Raw genomic sequence first — 19,782 nt, forward strand, 5'->3', positions numbered from 1 at the left:
TTTTAGAATCACCTTTTATACTTTATATATGCTGAACGATTTATTTTGATCGCTCAATAAAATCAGTACTAGATTCATTATTTTTTATCTCTTACTTGAATCATACAACGATTTAAATCAGCATATTTAATCAAAAAAAAGTTTAGGAAAAAATGAACATAGCGATTAAAAACCAAACGATCCAAATTGATGGTTCTCAAGGCGAGGGCGGCGGACAAATTTTGCGTACCGCCCTTTCGCTTTCTATGCTAACAGGCATTCCATTTGAACTGTTCAATATCCGAGCAGGGCGTAAAAAACCGGGCTTAATGCGTCAACATCTAGTTTGCGTACAGGCTTCACAGCGCATCAGTAATGCCACCGTTGAAGGTGCAGAATTACATTCACAAAAGCTTTATTTTCAGCCACAACAAGTCCAAGCTGGACATTACGATTTTCAAATTGGTTCAGCAGGCAGCACTATTTTAGTTTTACAAACTTTACTTCCTGCCCTGATGATGCAAGATCGAGTCAGTCAAATCAGCATACACGGTGGAACCCATAACCCAATGGCACCTACAGCGGATTTTATTGAGCATTGTTTTTTACCAACAATTCATAAAATGGGCATTACAGTGGATTTTTTCTGTGAACACGCAGGTTTTTTTCCGATTGGTGCAGGTCAGATCAATGCCACTATTCACCCGTGGACAAAACAAACTAAATATACTGCTCAGGACAAAGGTAAGCTTTTGGACATGGTTGCATATGCATCAACCTTAAATATTCCTACGAGTATTGCAGATCGTGAACTTGAAGTTTTGAATAACAAATTAGATTTAACACAACGCAAACGACTCAACTTTCGAGGTATTAGTCAGGGAAATACTGCTTTTGTGGTATTAAATTATGAGTATCATCAACAAGTTTTTTCTGCTTTAGGTGAAATGAAAAAAAGTGCAGAAAAAGTTGCCAATGATTTAGCCAAAGAAGTAAAAGCTTATTTGCATGCCGATGCCATTGCCGATGAATATCTGGCAGATCAGTTGCTCTTGCCTTTAGCTTTAGGCAAAGGTGGAGAATTTACAGCGCAAGTGATTAGTGAACACACCAAAACCCAAGCTGCAATGATCCAAAAGTTTTTAGATTGTGAAATCAGTTTTGAAAATATTGGAAATATCTATAAAGTGAGTGTGAAAGTTTAGCACTCACAAAATCAAAAGGATGCTGTAAAATGAAACCTACATTTGATGATATTATCAATGCAACCTTTTTAGGTAATTCAGAACAACTTATTCAATATAAACAAAAAAATGCAGATTTCCTTGAAATCAATCATCATGGTGATAGCTTACTCGATTCAATCGTTGGGGAATTAGTGATGAATAAAAAACCTTATCGCTATCAAATTATAAAACTTCTGATTGAATTAGGAGCAAACCCCAATCAAGTGAGTAATGATGGCTTTCATGCAATATTAGCGCCTATTTTTCAAGAAGATCATGAAATGATAAAAGTCTTTTTAGAAGGTGGGTTTAATCCCAATATCCTTATCGAGGATGAATATGACACTCCACTAGGTATTGCTATAGCTGAATATTGCTACAACACTTTTTATTGGATTGAGAAATTAGTACCACCTATTTCAGAACTCGAACACAACAATACAGATTCACTGATAGCTTATTTAGATTATCATGCAAATCAAAATAATATCGCACGACCTAAACATATTATCCTTCTTAGAGAATATGGCGCTAAGACATTGAAAGATTTAAATAAAACTTCATCTTAACCTATTTAACTCTTCTTAATATTCTACCCTTTCCACTCAAAACCACTAAAGGCAGCATCTTTTTTTAAGGTGTTTTCCACCGCGTTTGCTAACTGTTTAATCATGCTTTGTGTTTCTATTTTTTTAAACCACACTTGTTCTTCATCTGCATGCGCTGAGATTTGACAAGTTAATAACCCTGCTTCATTTAAACGACAATGCACACCTAAACCAATCGGGTGATTTTCCACACTCACCGCTAAATTTTCTTCGCAATGTGTTGTTTCTGCTTTAAAGCCATATTGAGAAAGCTGTGTTGCCAATAAATCTGTTACATATTCCTGAGTCACAACGCATGCATTCCCGTCCTGTGCATTACTTTGAGCATGTTTTTCGCAGTTCGCTGTAAATTGTAGTGTTCTCATTGCTTCATCCCAAAGGCTTTATAGTTCTATGCTTTGAGCATAAGCAATAAATACAAAACAGCCAAGCTTTTGCTTGGCTGTTGTCGAACAAATATACAAATTTTAGACTATTGATTTAACATTTAAATTTCGCTTGACCGAACTTAGCCAAGAAAAATTATTCAGTAACTTGAATCTCAAGCCCTGCTTGTGTAGTCAATTGGGTAAAAGTCGGGAAACTGGTTGCTACAGTTTCAGTGCCCATAATCTTAATTTTACCTGAAGTCCGTAGTCCCGCCATTGAGAAACTCATGGCAATACGGTGGTCATGATGCGATTCAATTTCACCACCTGTGAAAATTGCACCCCACTCACCAGATTTACCTTTTCCTTCAATGATAATGCCATCATCTGTTGGTGTGCAGTCAATGCCCATGGTTTGCAAGCCATCTGCCATTACCTGAATACGGTCAGATTCTTTGACACGCAGTTCAGCCGCACCCGTTAAAATGGTTTGCCCTTCTGCACATGCAGCAGCAATAAACAATGCAGGGAATTCATCAATTGCCAAAGGTACCTGATCTTCAGGCATATGAATGCCTTTTAAAGTACGAGTACCACGAATGCGTACATCTGCAATCGGTTCACCGCCTGCAATGCGTTCATTTTCAACGCTAATGTCCGCACCCATTTGTTTTAAAATTTCAATCACACCTGTACGGGTCGGGTTAATGCCTACCGCTTCAAGGGTCACATCCGAACCTTCGGTAATTGCCGCACCGACCATAAAGAATGCCGCAGAAGAAATATCTGAAGGCACCTGAATTTCAGTACCGACCAGCTTTCCACCACCTTGCAGGGAAATACGATTGCCCTCAGTTTTCACTTCATAACCAAATGCACGCAACATACGCTCAGTATGGTCACGGGTTGGTTCAGGTTCAGTCACCGATGTTTCGCCTTCTGCCCACAAACCTGCTAAAAGAATGCCTGATTTCACCTGTGCAGATGCCATTGGCAAATCATAATGAATGCCTTTTAACGCTTGCGCACCGGTAATTGAAATCGGTGGCGTACCACGTTCACCTGTAGATTGAATCTGTGCACCCATTTCACGTAAAGGCTTGGCAATACGTTCCATTGGACGTTTCGACAATGATGCATCGCCTGTCATCACAGAGTCAAAAGCTTGCGCAGACAACATGCCTGAAAGCAAACGCATAGATGTACCTGAGTTACCCATGTACAACGCTGTTTTTGGTGCTTTCAGACCATTGATTCCGACACCATGAATGGTCACTTCACCATTTTTTGGTCCTTCAATACTGACGCCCATATCTCGGAAGGCTTGCAAGGTTGCAAGTGCATCTTCACCCTCAAGGAAACCTGTTACATGAGTCGTGCCTTCTGCAATCGCCCCAAACATGATGGAGCGATGTGACACAGATTTGTCACCTGGCACGGTAAATTTACCTTTAAATGTCTTCTCACCTGGCAAAATGGTAAATTGTTGTGTCACCTTATTTTTCTCCATCAAAGGTTTATTGGCGAGCATATGATTGAAATGCTGGCGTGCAGCTTGTGCATGTCCAAGCAATCCCATCAAGGCTTGTGAATCTTCATTTTCAATCAGTTGGCGTAATGTTTTCAGTTGTGCTTCAAAACCATCCACTGCATTCAAAATTGCTTTTTTATTGGCAAAGAAAATATCATGCCACATCTGCGGATCACTTGCCGCAATACGTGAAAAATCACGAAAACCTCCCGCTGCATAGCGGAAAATATCGAGATTATCTTCACGGTTGGCAAGTTGTTCCACAAGATTGAATGCCATCAGATGCGGTAAATGACTGGTATGTGCAAGCACTTCATCATGCTTATCGACATCCATACAAATGACTTCAGCTTTGGCTGCCTGCCAAAGTGTAATCAGCTTTTCGACAGCCCAATCTGCACTGCTTGGTAAAGGCGTCAAAATCACTTTATGATTGGCAAATAAATCAACCTTACCTGCATGTACACCTGTATGTTCAGCCCCTGCAATCGGATGCCCAGGTACAAAACCAACAGGCAGGCTTTCACCATAAACGGCTTTGGCTGCATCGACCACATTGCCTTTGGTACTGCCGACATCGGTAATAATGGCATTTTCCGCCAAATACGGTTTGATACTTTCCAATGCTTTTTGCGTTGCCCGTACAGGCAAAGCCAATACCACCAGATCTGCATCTTTCACCGCTTCGGCAGGATCACTGAATCCCTCTGCAATAATGCCCAATGCCTTGGCATCTTGCAGTGTTTTTTTAGAACGTGTAGAAGCGACAATGGTTTCAGCAAGTTGTTCAGCAACCATCACCCGTGCCAGACTTGAACCAATCAGTCCAAGTCCAATAAATGCAACTTTTTTAAACATAGGTTGAGTCATGACGATATTTTAAAGACCTTCAACCCATTAAATAACAGCTGCTGGGTATGAACCCAAAACACGGACTTCTTTGACCAATGGACGAATATCTTCAATGGCTGCTTTTACATTGTCTTGTTCTACATGACCTTCAAGATCAATAAAGAACACATAGGCCCATTTTTCAGGCAATGCAGGACGGGTTTCAATACTGGTCAAGCTGATATTGTGTTTGGCAAATGGTGCAAGAATTTCCAATAATGCCCCTGCACGGTCATGTGCAGAAATGAGTAAAGAGGTTTTATCATTACCACTTTGTGGCACTTTTTCACGCCCAATCACAAGGAAACGTGTGGTATTTTCAGGATTATCTTCAATGTTGCCATGTAGAATTTCAAGTTCATAAATACTTGCTGCAACGTCAGAAGCAATCGCAGCCGAATGCCATTCATTACGAATACGACGCGCTGCTTCTGCATTTGAGCTCAGTGCCACACGCTCTACACCCGGATAATGTACATCGAGCCATTTACGGCACTGCGCCAAAGTCTGCTGATGTGCATAAATCTGTTTGATACTGTCTTTACGGGTATTTGCAGAAATCAGGAATTGATGATGAATACGCAATTCAACTTCACCAATCACATTTAAATGCGAAGCTTTGAAACAGTCTAAAGTATGGTTCACCACCCCTTCAGATGAGTTTTCAACAGGCACTAAACCATAGTGTGCGCTGCCTGCTTCCACTTCACGGAACACTTCGTCAATGGTTGGCAATGGGCGCACCACGGCATCCTGACCAAAATGCTTAAGCACAGCCGAATGAGTATAAGTCCCGACTGGACCTAAAAACGCAATACTTTGCGGTGCTTCAAGTGCCAAACACGCTGACATGATTTCACGGAACAAACGTGCCATGGTGGTATCTGACAATGGACCTTCATTACGTTCCATGACATTACGTAACACCTGTGCTTCACGCTCAGGACGATAAAACAACGGATTCTCTTCTGCTGCAAATTTTGCTTTGGCAACTGCTTCCGCCAGTCTTGCACGACGGTTAATGAGTTGCTGAATTTGCTGATCTACAGAATCAATATCTTCACGGATTTGTGCAAGATCGAGAGAAGTCGTGTTTTGATCATCGTTGATCATTGTTATATCGCCCTTTTGAAAGTCTAGAATTACAGGAGGCTTAAATTTTAAACCGCTGACAGTATAACAATAGTTCAGTTGATTTTGTTGCACAATACCGCTTTTATCTATGTTTTAGACCTAGATTGTTATGCGCAAAATGGTTTGAAATAAAATACACGACATTATTTACAAAGCATCTATAGAATTTTGCACGTCGAGATTTATGATAAATAAGCTAAGCGCAACTCGAGTAATAGAATATGAATAAGAAAATTGCTGTTCTGATTACCCATGATTTCGAAGATACTGAATATCATCATCCCGTCGAAGCTTTTCGTGCTGCAAGTCACTCTGTACGAAATATTGAAAAAGTTGCAGGAAATATCGTTTATAGTCAACAGCGTAAATCTTCTGTCAGTATAGATTTAGGTATTGATGAAATTTCAGTTCAAGACTTTGATGCGCTTATGATCCCCGGTGGAAACTCTCCGTATCTACTCAAACAAGATGCTCGATTTGTGGACTACCTGCGTGCCTTTGCCAATGCACAAAAGCCTATTTTTTTATGTTGTTATAGTCCACACTTGTTGATTGATGCACAGCTTGCTATCGGTCGTCGCCTGACTTCGATTGAGGCAATGATTCAGGAACTTAAAGCGGCTGGCGCAGTTATTTTTGATCGAGAAGTGGTGAATGACAATAATCTATATATTTCCTCACGTTCAACTGAGGAATTGCCTGTTTTTATTCATGAATGTTTAAATGTATTAAGGGCTTAAAACTATAGTTTTTAACAGTACCTTGAACTATTCTTAAATATGAACAGATTGACAAATTTACTAAATTTTCCTATTCATTATATTTTTTCGGTACAAAATACTTTTAAATTATGAGAAAGAGAATATGAATATTATGAAACTGACTTTATTGTCTTTTATTGCAATTACTAGCTCACTTCTGTCACCTTGCTCAACGTGGACTGGTGTTTTTGGTGTTTAGTTAAGATTGAAAATTCGCAAAAGAGTGAACTTATTTAAAAATTTTATACCTCTCCCTAACCCTCTCCTTGAAAAGGAGAGGGAATTTCCTTTGTGAATTAATTTTTATTACAAATCGACTTACCCATGAAGTCTAATATTGAAAGTCCCTTCTCCCTTTGGAATAAGGAGTATATTCCGCAAGAGGATGAGGGGATTTAAAAAATCAACGACCAATAATGCCACGTGCCACAATTTCTTTCATGATTTCATTGGTTCCGCCGTAAATACGTTGAATACGTGCATCGACAAAGAAACGTGAAATTGGGTATTCAGTCATATAACCATAACCACCAAACAGTTGCAGTAAACTGTCGATCACTTTCATTTGCATGTCTGAACTGAAGCTCTTTAAGGCTGCTGCTGTTTCTACATCCAGTTTCTTTTCTTTATATAATGCTAAGTTTTGGTTATAGAAAGCCGCTGTAGCAAGTTCATCAATTTTTGCCTGTGCCAAAACAAAACGTGTATTTTGGAAACTGCCAATTTTTTGACCAAATGCCTGACGCTCTTGCACATATTGGGTGGTTACATCAAGTGCACCACGAATTGCACCCAAAGCAGTCGCTGCAATTGCTGTACGCTCACGTGGAAGTTCTTGCATTAAATATGCAAAACCTTGACCTGCATTACCCAATAATTGGTTCGCAGGCACTTTGACATTGTCAAAGAAAAGCTCTGAAGTATCTTGTGAATGCAAACCAATTTTGTCGAGGTTAGTCCCTTTCTTAAAACCTTCCAAATGCGTATCAACCAAAAGTAATGACACACCTTTAGCACGTGCCTGCGGATCAGTTTTCGCAGCCAATACCACCAAGTCAGCATGTTGACCATTGGAAATAAAGGTTTTAGAACCATTTAATAGATAATGGTCACCATTTAAAATGGCTGATGAACGCATACCTTGTAAGTCCGATCCTGCACCCGGCTCAGTCATCCCAATCGCGCCAACAACCTCACCTGCCACCATTTTTGGCAACCAGTATTGTTTTTGTTCTTCATTGGCAATATTTAAAATATAAGGTGCGGCAATTTCTGAATGGCATGAAATCGCAGTCGATAATGCACCATAACCTGCACGTGCAGACTCTTCCACCAACATTAAAGAATACTCTGTCGGTACGCCATAACCACCGTATTCTTCAGGTACGTCTACGCAAAGGAAACCATTTTCGCCAAGTTGTGACCACACTGAACGTGGCATTAAGCCTTCTTTTTCCCATTGTTCATAATGAGGCGCAACATGTTCAGTCATAAAGCGTTTGAAGTTATCTCTGAATAGTTCTAAATCTGCATCGTACGCTAACATTTGGTTCTTCCTTTTGGGCTTATTATTGGGGATTATTCGCTCAGAATATTAACGAGTTCTTTCTGAAATGTCATGATCCTAAATGACCTAAGTACAGGACTCATTAAGTCAATACGACGCGTATTTTTTAGTCCTTATTTTAAGGAACAGCCCCCTATTAAGACATTTTTCATCTAAGCATTAAACGCTTTAAAAATCAGCATAAATATCAAAAAAATAATGAAAACCAATATTCAAAAATAAGCGTAAATTGTTAAGTAAATATTGAAAATATAAAAAATTTTATATAAAAAATCAAATAACGTTATAAGCCCTCAAACAATAAGTTCAAAATATTAAATATATAAATCAGATATTAAAAAACAAGGCATAAAATATCCAATCATAAAGCGAATAGTAAAACCAATAATATACACCCTGTTTTATATTCTAACTAAAATAAAAAAGGAAGCCGAAGCCTCCTTTATATCTTTTAAAAAAGAAAGTTAAATATTAAACATGCTTTTGAGCATTTTCTTCTAACATTTTACGATCTAATTCTTCAGGATTATTGAGTGCATATTGCAACTTATCTTGATCTAAATGCCCGACCCATTTTGCAACGACAATTGTTGCTAATGAATTCCCCACAAGATTGGTTAAAGCACGTGCTTCAGACATAAAGCGGTCAATACCTAAAATTAAAGCAAGACCAGCCACAGGAATATGCCCTACAGCAGATAATGTTGCTGCCATAACAATAAAACCTGAACCTGTTACCCCTGCTGCGCCTTTTGATGAAATTAATAACACCACAAGTAAAGTAATCTGATGAGAAAGATCAAGTTGAGTATTTGTCGCTTGAGCAATAAAAATTGCTGCCATCGTGAGATAAATCGATGTTCCATCCAAGTTAAATGAATAACCTGTTGGAATAACTAAACCAACAACTGACTTCTCACAACCTGCAATCTCAAGTTTTTTCAACATACGAGGCAATACTGATTCAGAAGAAGACGTACCCAGTACAATCAACAACTCTTCACGAATCATACGAATCATTTTTAAGATGCTAAAACCACAAACACGGCTGATTGTACCTAACACAATAAAGATAAATAACAAGCAAGTAAGATAGAAACAGATAATCAACTGTGCAAGTTGGGCAAGACTGCCTATGCCATATTTACCAATCGTGAATGCCATTGCACCAAATGCGCCAATTGGTGCAAGTTTCATGACCATGTTTACAATATTAAAGAAAACATGTGCAATTTGATCAATAAATTTCAATACTGGTTTACCAGTATCACCTAATTTATGAAGTGCAAATCCAAATAAAATTGCGAAAAGTAAAACTTGTAAAATTTCACCTTCAGCAAAAGCGCCAACAACCGTATTTGGAATAATATTCATCAAAAAATCAACTGTTGACTGGGATGCTCCAGACTCAACATATTTTGAAATACCTGATGTATCTAAAGATGCAGGATCAATATTCATGCCTACACCAGGCTTGGCAATATTAATGACCAATAGACCAATTAATAGTGCGATTGTAGAAACAATCTCGAAGTATAATAAAGCAATACCACCTGTTTTACCCACAGATTTCATACTTTCCATACCTGCGATACCACTAACCACAGTACAGAAAATAACAGGTGCAATAATCATCTTAATTAGACGAATAAATGCATCCCCAAGTGGTTTTAACTGCTCACCAATACCCGGAATATGTTTTTCAACACCATTAACTAATTGTGTGGTACTCGGGAAATAATGCCCCACAAGCACACCTGCAATAATGGCAACAATCACTTGAAAATAAAGTGATTTATACAAAGGTTTTTTAGCCATAATGATAACTTCTTTAGATATTTCCTATGACAGAAATATTTTATTTGTAGCATTTCTTAACAGAAACACAGCCAAGTTATTCTCATAAAACAGCAAAAGATCAATTTTTAAAAATAAAAAACCCCTCTGAAAATGGCATTTTCCAGAAAAGTCATATAATTAAAAATTTTATTGATCTTAATTAAGATTTAAAAGTGATAACAGAACAACCTTTAAATCTATGAGAACAGGAGATTAAAAAATTTAAACGATTTTATTCTAATAAAAAATAATCCATCGGACTTGCAAAAAATGTAATTTTTGTTTAATTAATAATCAATTTTATATTAGACCTTAGTCTTATCTTGATAAGCTTTACAGTTTCTGACTTTTTTATGTCATAGTATCTTTACTTATTTTTCTGTTCTTTCACGCTTATTTTATGAATACAAAACGCAATTTATATCAAGACTTTGAGCATCCTTTTGCCCAATATATTCGTATTATTGGTAAAGGAAAAAATGGCGCTCGCTCATTAACTTATGAAGAAGCTTATGCTGCCTTTTCTCTGATTTTAAAAAATGAAGTATTAGATGTACAACTTGGCGCTTTTCTCATGTTACTGCGTGTTAAAGAAGAGTCTGTAGATGAGTTAGCAGGATTTGTACAAGCCACCAAAGACCAATTGACTTTTAAACCATTAGAAATTGATTTAGATTGGTCATCTTATGCGGGTAAACGAAAACATTTCCCATGGTTTTTATTGTCTGCTTTAACTTTAGCGCGTCATGGTTATAAAGTTGTCATGCATGGTGCTTCAGGACATACAGTTAATCGTATTTATACGGAACAAGTTCTTGAATACTTAGGCTATTCCATCTGTCAAAATGAAGATGAAGTCGCAACCCAAGTTGCACAACATAATTTTGCCTTTTTACCCTTAAGTGTGATTTCACCATTGCTCAGTGACATGATTAATTTACGCAATGTCATGGGCTTACGTTCTCCAATTCACACTTTAGCGCGCTTAATTAACCCATTTAATGCACCTGCAACCATGCAAGCGATTTTTCACCCAGCCTATCGTAGCTCTCATCAACATGCAGCATTTAAATTGGGATACCCAAATAGTGCTGTGATTAAAGGAGAAGGTGGCGAATTTGAACGTAATCCTGATGCCAAAACTTTAATTTGCGGTATTCAGCATGGCGAATTATATGAATATGAATTGCCAAAACTGACTGATAATCGTAGCCCAAGTGAAGAACAACTCGACCTTGAAGTTTTTAAAGCGGTTTGGGAAGGTCGACAACACCACGAATATGGCGAAATTGCTGTCATTGAAACCATGGGAATTGCACTTTATACCATGGGTGTTGTATCTGACTATACAACTGCCATGACCCAAGCAAAACAGTTATGGGAAACGCGTTGAGCATAATCAACAACAGATTGAATGAAAAAATATTGCATTTTTTCATTCAATTTTTCAAAATCTAGCTCAATATCTACAAGATTTATCCGGCTTGTTTCATAGAACCCGTTTCTTCAAACTGAGCATGCCAAGACAAGGCTTCACGTAATACATGCGGTGTTTGCCCACCAAGCGCACACGCCTTTTTAAAGTATTTCAATAAATCTGCCTTGTAGCTTGGGTGTGCACAATGCTCAATAATTTTCAATGCACGTTCACGTGGTGCAAGCCCACGTAAATCTGCCAAGCCCTGCTCAGTCACCAAAATATCAATGTCATGCTCAGCATGGTCACAATGACTCACCATCGGTACAACTGAAGAAATCGCTCCATCTTTGGCAATAGACTTGGTCACAAAAATAGCCAGATGTGCATGACGAGTAAAATCACCTGAACCACCGATGCCATTCATCATTTTCGTCCCTGTGACATGGGTCGAGTTCACATTGCCATAAATATCAAATTCAAGCGCAGTATTGATGGCAATAATACCTAGACGGCGAATAATTTCAGGATTGTTTGATAATTCCTGAGGGCGCAACACAATTTTATCTTTATATTGTGCAAAGTTATTCATGACATGTTTGGCACATTCATCTGACAAAGTCATTGAACAGCCTGAAGCAAACTTCATTTTGCCTGAATCAATCAATTGAAATGTACAATCCTGCAAAACTTCCGAATACATTTCTAAATCATGAAAATTTGAATGCTCAAAGCCTGCAAAAACTGCATTAGCAATTGAACCTACGCCTGACTGTAATGGTCCTAAATTTTCAGGCAGACGCCCAATAGCAACTTCATCTTCAAAAAACTGAACCAAATGTTTTGCAATCGCCAAGGTTTCATCATCAGCTTCATCCATTTTGAACGAAGTATCTGGAATATCATTAAATACAATTGCAGAGATTTTGCTCGGATCTACATTGATTCCAACTGTACCAATACGATCACTGGGTTGGGTCAATGGAATAGGATCACGATGTGGACGTGCTTTAGGTACATAAATATCATGCGCACCTTCCAATACAGGGCTGATAGTATGGTCAATTTCAATAATGACATGATCCGCCATTTCAATAAAATTGGCAGAGTTACCGCATGAACCTGTGGGAATAATTTGACCATCTTCGGTAATTGCTGTTGCAGCAACCACAGCCACATTAATTTTTGGCAAATTTTTATGGCGAATATTATCAGCCAATTCTGATAAATGCTGATCGATATACATCACTTCGCCATTGTTAATGGCTTTACGTAATGATGGATCTGCCTGATAAGGATAACGTCGCGCCAAAACACCTGCTTCATTTAAACGCCCATCGATGCGATTACCTAAACTCGCCCCTGTTGCCAAGGTAATTTTAAGCGGATGGTTTTTTGCATAATCTGCCAATGCCAAAGGCACTGTTTTTGCTTCTCCTGCACCACCAAAACCACTCAAACCCACCACTGTACCATCTTGAATTAACGTAATCGCTTTTTCTACAGACATGACTTTTTCGTGCAAAGCTACACAACGAATACGCTCTAAACCGTTTATCATTCAAAAAATCTCAAAATACATCAAAAAATAAAAATTACAGCATGTAAAAACCCATCACCCTTGCGAACAAGGATGTTGGAAAATCTTGAGTTTTAAATTTTTCAGGAAAATAATTAGATTAATTCAATCGCAATAGCAGTTGCTTCACCGCCACCAATACACAAAGCTGCAATCCCTTTCTTGCCACCTGTACGTTTTAAAGCATGAATCAACGTGACAATAATACGTGAACCAGACGAACCTAACGGATGACCCAATGCACAAGCACCACCGTTGATATTGACTTTTTCACGGTCTAAATTGAAACCGTCAATTGCAAGCATCGCTACCATCGCAAAGGCTTCATTGACTTCCCAAAGATCAACCTCTTCAGCAGCCCAACCTGTTTGCTTTAATACTTTTTCAATTGCACCGACAGGAGCAATGGTAAATTCTGAAGGATGTTGCGAGTTGGTTGCATAAGCCACAACTTTTGCCAAAGGCTTTAGACCACGTTCAGCAGCAATATCTTCAGAAGTCACAAGTAATGCCGATGCACCATCAGAAATTGAACTCGCATTTGCTGCGGTAATGGTGCCATCTTTTTTAAATGCAGGACGTAAAGTTGGAATTTTATCAACTTTGGCATTTAAAGGTTGTTCATCTTGATCAACAACCACATCACCTTTGCGTGATGATACGGTGATTGGTGCGATTTCAGCTTTGAAATAGCCATTATTCACCGCTTCTACCGCTTTATTTAAAGAACTGATGGCATACGCATCTTGTTGTTCACGGGTATAGCCTTTTTTATCCGCCATTTCCTGAGCAAGAATACCCATTGATAAGCCTGTTTCAGCATCCTCCAAACCTTCTTGGAACATGTGATCAGTCACTTTGCCATGCCCCATGCGGTAACCTGCACGCGCCTTATCAAGTAAATAGGGTGCATTGGACATCGACTCCATACCACCGGCAACGACGATATTTGTAGAACCTGCTTTGATTGCATCCGCTGCTTGCATCACTGCTTTCATACCTGAACCACAAATTTTGTTAATCGTGGTCGCACCTGTGCTATCAAGAAGTCCTGCCTGACGCATCGCCTGACGTGCAGGTCCTTGTTTTAAACCTGCAGGCAGTACGCAACCAAAAATCACTTCATCAATATCATTTGGCTGTAAACCTGCACGTGCCACAACCTCTTTAATTGCCACTGCACCTAAATCAGGTGCTGTACATGCGGACAATGCACCTTGAAAACCGCCCATTGCGGTACGTACTGCTTCTACAATCACGATCATTGTTATCTACCTATTCCATCTATTTTCAATTTTGTTGTAAGGTTTGATTCAGCGTACTGATTCAAACCTGTCCACGAATAATATTTAAGCCTTGCAGTATTAAATGTCTTATATAAATTGATGTTGATTAATATTCAATTTGTAATGTTCATTCCCTCTCCTATTAGGAGAGGGTTAGGGAAAGGTCTGATAAAACTCCCTTATCCTAGCCTTCTCCCTGAGCCATATATGGCGCAAGATAAGGAATTTTCAATACTTATTTTATAACTGACCTATAATCATAATTAATTTACGCAAGCCTATTTTTACAAAAAACTTATCACGCCTGCGCTGTAAAATAATCTTCAGGCAACTGCATCACCAACTCAGCACCCGCCTGAATACGTTGCACACGTGCAGCCAAATCAGGCAGGACTTTGGCTACATAATACTGCGCCAATACTAATTTATTTTGATAGAACGCCTCAGGCTTACTTTGTGCCGCTTGTGCAATACGTGCAAACATATAGGTATAGCTGAGCAAGCCAACCGCATGTAAATAATCCACGGCAACTGCATTAGAGAAATCAGGATTTATTTGAGCTTGTTCAATAATAAACTGAGTCAACACTTCAACTTGCTGACACACATCTAAAGTTGACGTTTTAATGCTTAGGCTATTATCCATCGATACTGCAAACTCACGAATCTCAGCAATATATTCAGCAATAAATGCACCTTTCGATTTAATGGTTTTACGACCAATCAAATCAATCGCCTGTACACCATTGGTACCTTCATAAATCTGTGAAATACGTAAGTCACGGATACATTGCTCCATGCCCCATTCACGAATATAACCATGACCACCGAAACACATTTGTGCTTCCAAAGCTGAATCCAATGCTTTATCAGTTAAATAAGCTTTAGCAATCGGGGTTAATAAAGCAACACGATCATTGGCTTTACGTACCGCTTCGGCATCGGTTGAAAACTTGGTAATGTCCAACTGCTGACCCACATACACTGCAAATGCACGAGATGCCTCATTATTAGCACGTACATTTAACAACATACGGCGCACATCCCCATGTACCAAAATAGAATCCGCAGGTTTTTCAGGTGATTTCACCCCTGTCGCTGCACGCCCTTGTAGACGATCTGTCGCATATTGCGCTGCATTTTGGTAAGCATATTCGGAAGCACCGATGCCTTGAATCCCCATAGATAAACGCTCGTAGTTCATCATGATAAACATTGCAGCCAAGCCCTGATTTTCCTCACCAACAAGAAAACCTTTTGCCGCATCAAAATTCATCACGCACGTCGCTGAACCTTTGATTCCCATCTTATGTTCAATTGAACCTGCGCCCACTGTATTACGCTCACCCAATGAACCATCTGCATTGACTAAGAATTTCGGCACAATAAAGAGCGAAATACCACGTGAACCCGCAGGTGCATTCGGTGTTTTTGCTAATACAAGATGAATAATGTTTTCACACAGGTCATGCTCACCACTGGTAATAAAGATTTTGGTGCCTGTGATGTTATAAGAACCATCATTATTAGGTTCAGCTTTGGTTTTGATAATACCTAAATCTGTCCCAGAATGTGGCTCAGTCAGACACATCGTACCTGACCATTCGCCTGTATAAAATTTCGGTAAATAAGTGGCTTTTTGTTCTTCTGATGCAGCCTGATCAATCGCCATACCCGCACCCACCGTCAACAATGGATACAACATAAAGGATGGATTGGTACTCCAAATCATTTCATCGGCAAGGACAGTCAGCATTTTTGGCATGCCTTGACCGCCCCACGCTTCATTGGCACCTAAACCAATCCAACCACCATCTGCAAATTGTTGAAATGCTTCTTTAAAGCCTTTTGGTGTTGTCACCACACCTTGATTAAACTGCGCTCCCCCTTCTTCATCTGCTGTACGGTTTAAATCGAGGATCACATTTTTCGAAAATTTCGCCATTTCCTCTAAAATTGCATTGGCTGTTGCCATATCTAAATGGGCTAAATTTTCATTTCCCTGCCAAAATTGTTCAGCTTTAAACACATCATTTAAAATAAAATCCATGTCTTTTAGCGGTGCATTGTAAATCGGCATTGTGGCTATCCTTTCTTTCAACTTTCGAACAAATTCAGTTCTTGAAGCTTTTTAAAATTACAAATCTTTTTAATCACGTCCAACTAGATTACTGATATAGCATCGGTTTAGGCTGTTGATTAACTATAAAAACAATAAAATACTTCACTCTAAATAGAAATGTTTTTCAGATTTTTTGACCTCTAAGGTTCAGTTTCCTTGACTTTTTAGCTTTTTGCTTTACATGAAATATTTTGTGAATATTATTTTATTTATTTTTATGCATTTATACTGCTTTGGTTGACTAGAATTTTTTAAATAACTGATATACTTTAGCTACTCTTGTTTATAAATTTTAGGATAACCAATAAATGAGTTCAGTACGCCAACAAAATTTTCTTTTACGCAAAGAGAAAATTTTAACGATGGCAGAAGCATTGTTACTCGATAATAACCAAGATATTACGCTTGCAGAGTTGGCAGCCGAACTTGATATTGCCAAAGGCACCATCTATAAACATTTTAAAAGTAAAAACCAACTATATTTAGAGCTGATTATTTTAAATGAAAAGCGCTTATTAGAAATTTCTCAAGCTTATCATCATGATATTAAAGTTTATGTGTCACAGTACATGCTTTATAATATGCTCAATTCTAATCGCACGATTTTATTGCATGTGATTGAAGAACGTTTAACCAATAATGAACGTAAACTCAAAGAGTTATTTGAAGAACTTTATCATATTCGTGAACAACGTATTTTAGAATTAAAAGATCTCTTTGGCGCACACCTCAAAGCCTTAAACAGCACTATGTCTATTCGTGATTATTTATCATATATTTGGACTGTGACCTATGGTGCTTCACTACTGTTAAATTCAACCTATTACCAAAAGTCGATTGGCTCACGTGAGCGCCTAATTAAACTATATGTTAATCAAGCACTTATGACACCAGACAAATTAACAGATATAGAGCATCAGACTGAATAATTGATCAAACATCATGATCTGAATTTAGTAACTGACTGGGCAATGGCATTGAATTTACCTGACTAAAAATTTCATAACACATATGTCTTAACCATTGATGACTGGTTTTATGATGGCAAGACATATGCCAATACTGTTTAATCGAGTACGTTGGAAATGAAATTGGTGCAGGTAAAATTTGCAAATTACCACGTGATAATAGAACCTGACTCAAATAATAAGGCACTGTTGCGATAGAGTCTGTGTCTTGCACAACCAAACCCACACCTAAATAACTTGGAATTCGCATTAAAACATTACGTTTTAAATCTAAATTTAAGAGCTCATTGGCAATATGGTAATGCCCAACGCCTGCATCAATATCAATATGTGATTCACTCAAATATTGCTCAACTGTAATTTTTTGCTCACTTAAACGAGGATGATCTTTTGATGCAATCACAACATAAAACTGTTCAAAGAGTTTTTGTTGATAAAAACCATTTTCTAAATGAGGCAAAAAACCGATTGCTAAATCAATTTCACCATTTGCCATTTGATAACTGGTTTCAGAAGTAATGGCTCTAACATTCAGTTTGACATGTGGTGCATGTGCCTTTAAGTATTGTGAAATTTTAGGCAATAGTACTAAATGCGATACATCCGTCATGGCAATCGTAAATTGTTGTTGAGATGCAGATTGATCAAAATCAACACTAAAATTATTAATAATTTCAACTTTGCTCAGAGCTTCACTTACCAAAGGATAAAGTTGTTTAGACAACTCCGTTGGCACCATTTCATTACCAATACGCAAAAATAAAGGATCGTTATAATGCAAACGTATTTTATTCAGGATGTTACTCACCGTTGGCTGACTCATTTCTAAATGATCCGCAGCCAAAGAGACGCTTTTAAATTTATAAATATAATAAAAAATACTGAGTAACTTACAATCCAGTTCAAACACGAATTTCAATCTCACCTTTTATTTTGACTTAAGAAAAAACCTGCCACGACCATTTATGGGCAAGTCTATGATCTACTTTTTTTCGTCACTTTCCAATGCTAAAACGTATTCTTCATCTTTTAAAATATTTTTTGCGTGTATTTGTTCATTTTTATTTCAAAATAAAAAGGGTACACCTAGCACTGTACCCTTCATCTGTACGCTAATTTATACACCAACGATCATTTCAGCTTATTCAGCAACAAATAAATCCACCATTAATTCATCTTCTGAATCTGCATAACGATAATTTGAAAAATCACAGACACCTGACTCACGTAAAATTTCTTCATCAATCATTAAACGCCCCGTAATACTACGTTGTTGACTGATTAAAATTTGATAAGCTGCATCTGCCATAATATTTGGTTTACGCGCTCGACTAAATAGCGCCTTTCCACCCAAAGAAAATTCAACTGCCGCAGTCGAGATTATCGTTCTTGGCCATAAAGAATTTACACTAATACCATAATGAGCAAATTCTTGATTCATTCCCACAGTTAACATACTCATGCCGTATTTGGTAATGGTATAAGGCGCATAACTCGCAAACCATTTTTCATCTAAATTTAAAGGAGGTGATAAATTTAAAATATGAGGATTTTCACTTTTCTTCAAATAAGGTAAAGCAGCTTGACTACAAACCAATACTGCACGTGTATTAATTTGATACATCAAATCAAACCGATTAGGGTCTAACATTTCTACGCCAGATAGCTTAATCGCACCTGCATTATTAATCACAATGTCAATACCACCAAAATGTTCAGCAGCTTGTTTCATTGCTTGTGCAACATTATTTTGATCACGTACATCGACTTGTATCGCTAAAGCTTTTCCGCCTATCGCCTCTACTTCTTTTGCTACTGTATAAATTGAGCCACCAAGTTTTGGATGTTCTTCTGTTGATTTAGCAGCAATCACAACATTTGCACCATCTTGTGCAACACGTAATGCAATTTCTCGCCCAATTCCACGACTTGCACCTGTAATAAATACTGTTTTTCCTTGTAATGACATAATTTTCCTCAATTCATTATTTTTTTACCTCTTGAATGTACTGTATAAAAATGATCATCCATAGGATCAAATCTGCCAAAGTGATTTTTTCCTTAACAAAATGACCAATTTAATGAAACTCAAGAGTCAGTTAAATAAATTGTATAATTCACAAAAAAATGTCTTTTTATTTTTCTATTCATACAGCCAAGCTCAAAAGGATTGTTTTTATACCAATCTGTTAAATTAACTTTATATAATATATAAGTTAGTCGCTTTTCTTTTCTGCATAAATTGATTTAAACGTGGTGATGTTATCGTGAGGCGACATGGATGTCGCCGTTGAGCACAGGTAAAGGGACTTAGCTTGTACTCAACAAAGGATTTTTGTCACTTTTCATCCTTGAAAAGTGAGCATTGACTACGCAAAGCAATTTAAACCTTTCAAAGTATGTTGTGTCTGTGCAAACCCATAATTTATATTATCTAACTTTAATCAAATGGTATTATTTCACATAATAAATTTAACGAACGAATATTACAGTTAAAAAAAACCTC

Annotated in this window: 15 protein-coding genes; 5 read left to right on the forward strand and 10 right to left on the reverse strand. The window is 37.9% G+C overall.

Features of this window, described 5'->3' with window-relative positions:
- Nucleotides 1-152: 152 nt before the first annotated feature.
- On the forward strand, nucleotides 153-1,184 hold the full coding sequence (rtcA, locus tag C9E89_RS05660; RefSeq protein WP_107007295.1) for an RNA 3'-terminal phosphate cyclase: 1,032 nt from the start codon (nucleotides 153-155) through the stop codon (nucleotides 1,182-1,184).
- 29 nt (nucleotides 1,185-1,213) lie between these two features.
- Entirely contained in the window at nucleotides 1,214-1,774 is a 561-nt protein-coding gene (locus tag C9E89_RS05665; RefSeq protein WP_107007296.1) for an ankyrin repeat domain-containing protein, read from the forward strand.
- Between the two features lie 23 nt (nucleotides 1,775-1,797).
- On the opposite strand, the gene C9E89_RS05670 is transcribed toward C9E89_RS05665, so the two are convergent.
- The 3 genes from C9E89_RS05670 to pheA form a co-directional block, all read right to left on the reverse strand.
- Nucleotides 1,798-2,178 (reverse strand): hypothetical protein, encoded by a 381-nt coding sequence (locus C9E89_RS05670; protein ID WP_107007297.1) that lies wholly within the window; start codon nucleotides 2,176-2,178, stop codon nucleotides 1,798-1,800.
- Between the two features lie 157 nt (nucleotides 2,179-2,335).
- Nucleotides 2,336-4,582, reverse strand: coding sequence for a bifunctional prephenate dehydrogenase/3-phosphoshikimate 1-carboxyvinyltransferase (locus tag C9E89_RS05675; RefSeq protein WP_107007298.1), 2,247 nt, complete (start codon nucleotides 4,580-4,582; stop codon nucleotides 2,336-2,338).
- A gap of 27 nt (nucleotides 4,583-4,609) precedes the next feature.
- A complete protein-coding gene (gene pheA / locus C9E89_RS05680; protein ID WP_107007424.1) occupies nucleotides 4,610-5,716 on the reverse strand; it encodes a prephenate dehydratase in 1,107 nt (368 codons plus the stop codon).
- 242 nt (nucleotides 5,717-5,958) lie between these two features.
- Between pheA and C9E89_RS05685 the strand changes: the two genes are divergently transcribed.
- Nucleotides 5,959-6,477 carry a DJ-1/PfpI/YhbO family deglycase/protease gene (locus C9E89_RS05685; RefSeq protein ID WP_107007299.1) on the forward strand — a complete coding sequence of 173 codons (519 nt, stop codon included), beginning with the start codon at nucleotides 5,959-5,961 and terminating at the stop codon, nucleotides 6,475-6,477.
- A 424-nt stretch (nucleotides 6,478-6,901) separates the two neighbouring features.
- Here the strand turns inward: C9E89_RS05685 and C9E89_RS05690 are convergent, their stop codons facing one another.
- Nucleotides 6,902-8,044: an acyl-CoA dehydrogenase family protein gene (locus C9E89_RS05690; RefSeq protein WP_107007300.1), complete on the reverse strand. Its 1,143-nt coding sequence runs from the start codon at nucleotides 8,042-8,044 to the stop codon at nucleotides 6,902-6,904.
- A gap of 492 nt (nucleotides 8,045-8,536) precedes the next feature.
- The gene (locus C9E89_RS05695; RefSeq protein ID WP_107007301.1) at nucleotides 8,537-9,883 is read right to left on the reverse strand and encodes a dicarboxylate/amino acid:cation symporter; all 1,347 of its coding nucleotides are present in this window, start codon (nucleotides 9,881-9,883) and stop codon (nucleotides 8,537-8,539) included.
- A gap of 421 nt (nucleotides 9,884-10,304) precedes the next feature.
- Between C9E89_RS05695 and C9E89_RS05700 the strand changes: the two genes are divergently transcribed.
- Complete coding sequence (locus C9E89_RS05700; protein ID WP_107007302.1) at nucleotides 10,305-11,297, forward strand: glycosyl transferase family protein; 993 nt, start codon at nucleotides 10,305-10,307, stop codon at nucleotides 11,295-11,297.
- 82 nt (nucleotides 11,298-11,379) lie between these two features.
- On the opposite strand, the gene C9E89_RS05705 is transcribed toward C9E89_RS05700, so the two are convergent.
- The 3 genes from C9E89_RS05705 to C9E89_RS05715 form a co-directional block, all read right to left on the reverse strand.
- Entirely contained in the window at nucleotides 11,380-12,882 is a 1,503-nt protein-coding gene (locus C9E89_RS05705; RefSeq protein WP_107007303.1) for a succinate CoA transferase, read from the reverse strand.
- Nucleotides 12,883-12,995: 113 nt separating this feature from the next.
- Nucleotides 12,996-14,171, reverse strand: coding sequence for a thiolase family protein (locus tag C9E89_RS05710; RefSeq protein WP_171405081.1), 1,176 nt, complete (start codon nucleotides 14,169-14,171; stop codon nucleotides 12,996-12,998).
- 313 nt (nucleotides 14,172-14,484) lie between these two features.
- Nucleotides 14,485-16,266, reverse strand: coding sequence for an acyl-CoA dehydrogenase C-terminal domain-containing protein (locus tag C9E89_RS05715; protein ID WP_107007305.1), 1,782 nt, complete (start codon nucleotides 16,264-16,266; stop codon nucleotides 14,485-14,487).
- Between the two features lie 350 nt (nucleotides 16,267-16,616).
- On the opposite strand from C9E89_RS05715, the gene C9E89_RS05720 reads away from it, so the two are divergent.
- Entirely contained in the window at nucleotides 16,617-17,237 is a 621-nt protein-coding gene (locus C9E89_RS05720; protein WP_107007306.1) for a TetR/AcrR family transcriptional regulator, read from the forward strand.
- A 4-nt stretch (nucleotides 17,238-17,241) separates the two neighbouring features.
- Here C9E89_RS05720 and C9E89_RS05725 read toward each other — a convergent pair whose 3' ends face one another.
- Nucleotides 17,242-18,186, reverse strand: a complete 945-nt coding sequence (locus tag C9E89_RS05725) for a LysR substrate-binding domain-containing protein (RefSeq protein ID WP_107007307.1) — start codon at nucleotides 18,184-18,186, stop codon at nucleotides 17,242-17,244.
- 231 nt (nucleotides 18,187-18,417) lie between these two features.
- Nucleotides 18,418-19,245, reverse strand: a complete 828-nt coding sequence (locus tag C9E89_RS05730) for an SDR family oxidoreductase (RefSeq protein ID WP_107007308.1) — start codon at nucleotides 19,243-19,245, stop codon at nucleotides 18,418-18,420.
- Between the last annotated feature and the right edge of the window lie 537 nt (nucleotides 19,246-19,782).

This window comes from Acinetobacter sichuanensis, assembly GCF_003024515.2.
GTDB classification, from domain to species: Bacteria; Pseudomonadota; Gammaproteobacteria; order Pseudomonadales; family Moraxellaceae; genus Acinetobacter; species Acinetobacter sichuanensis.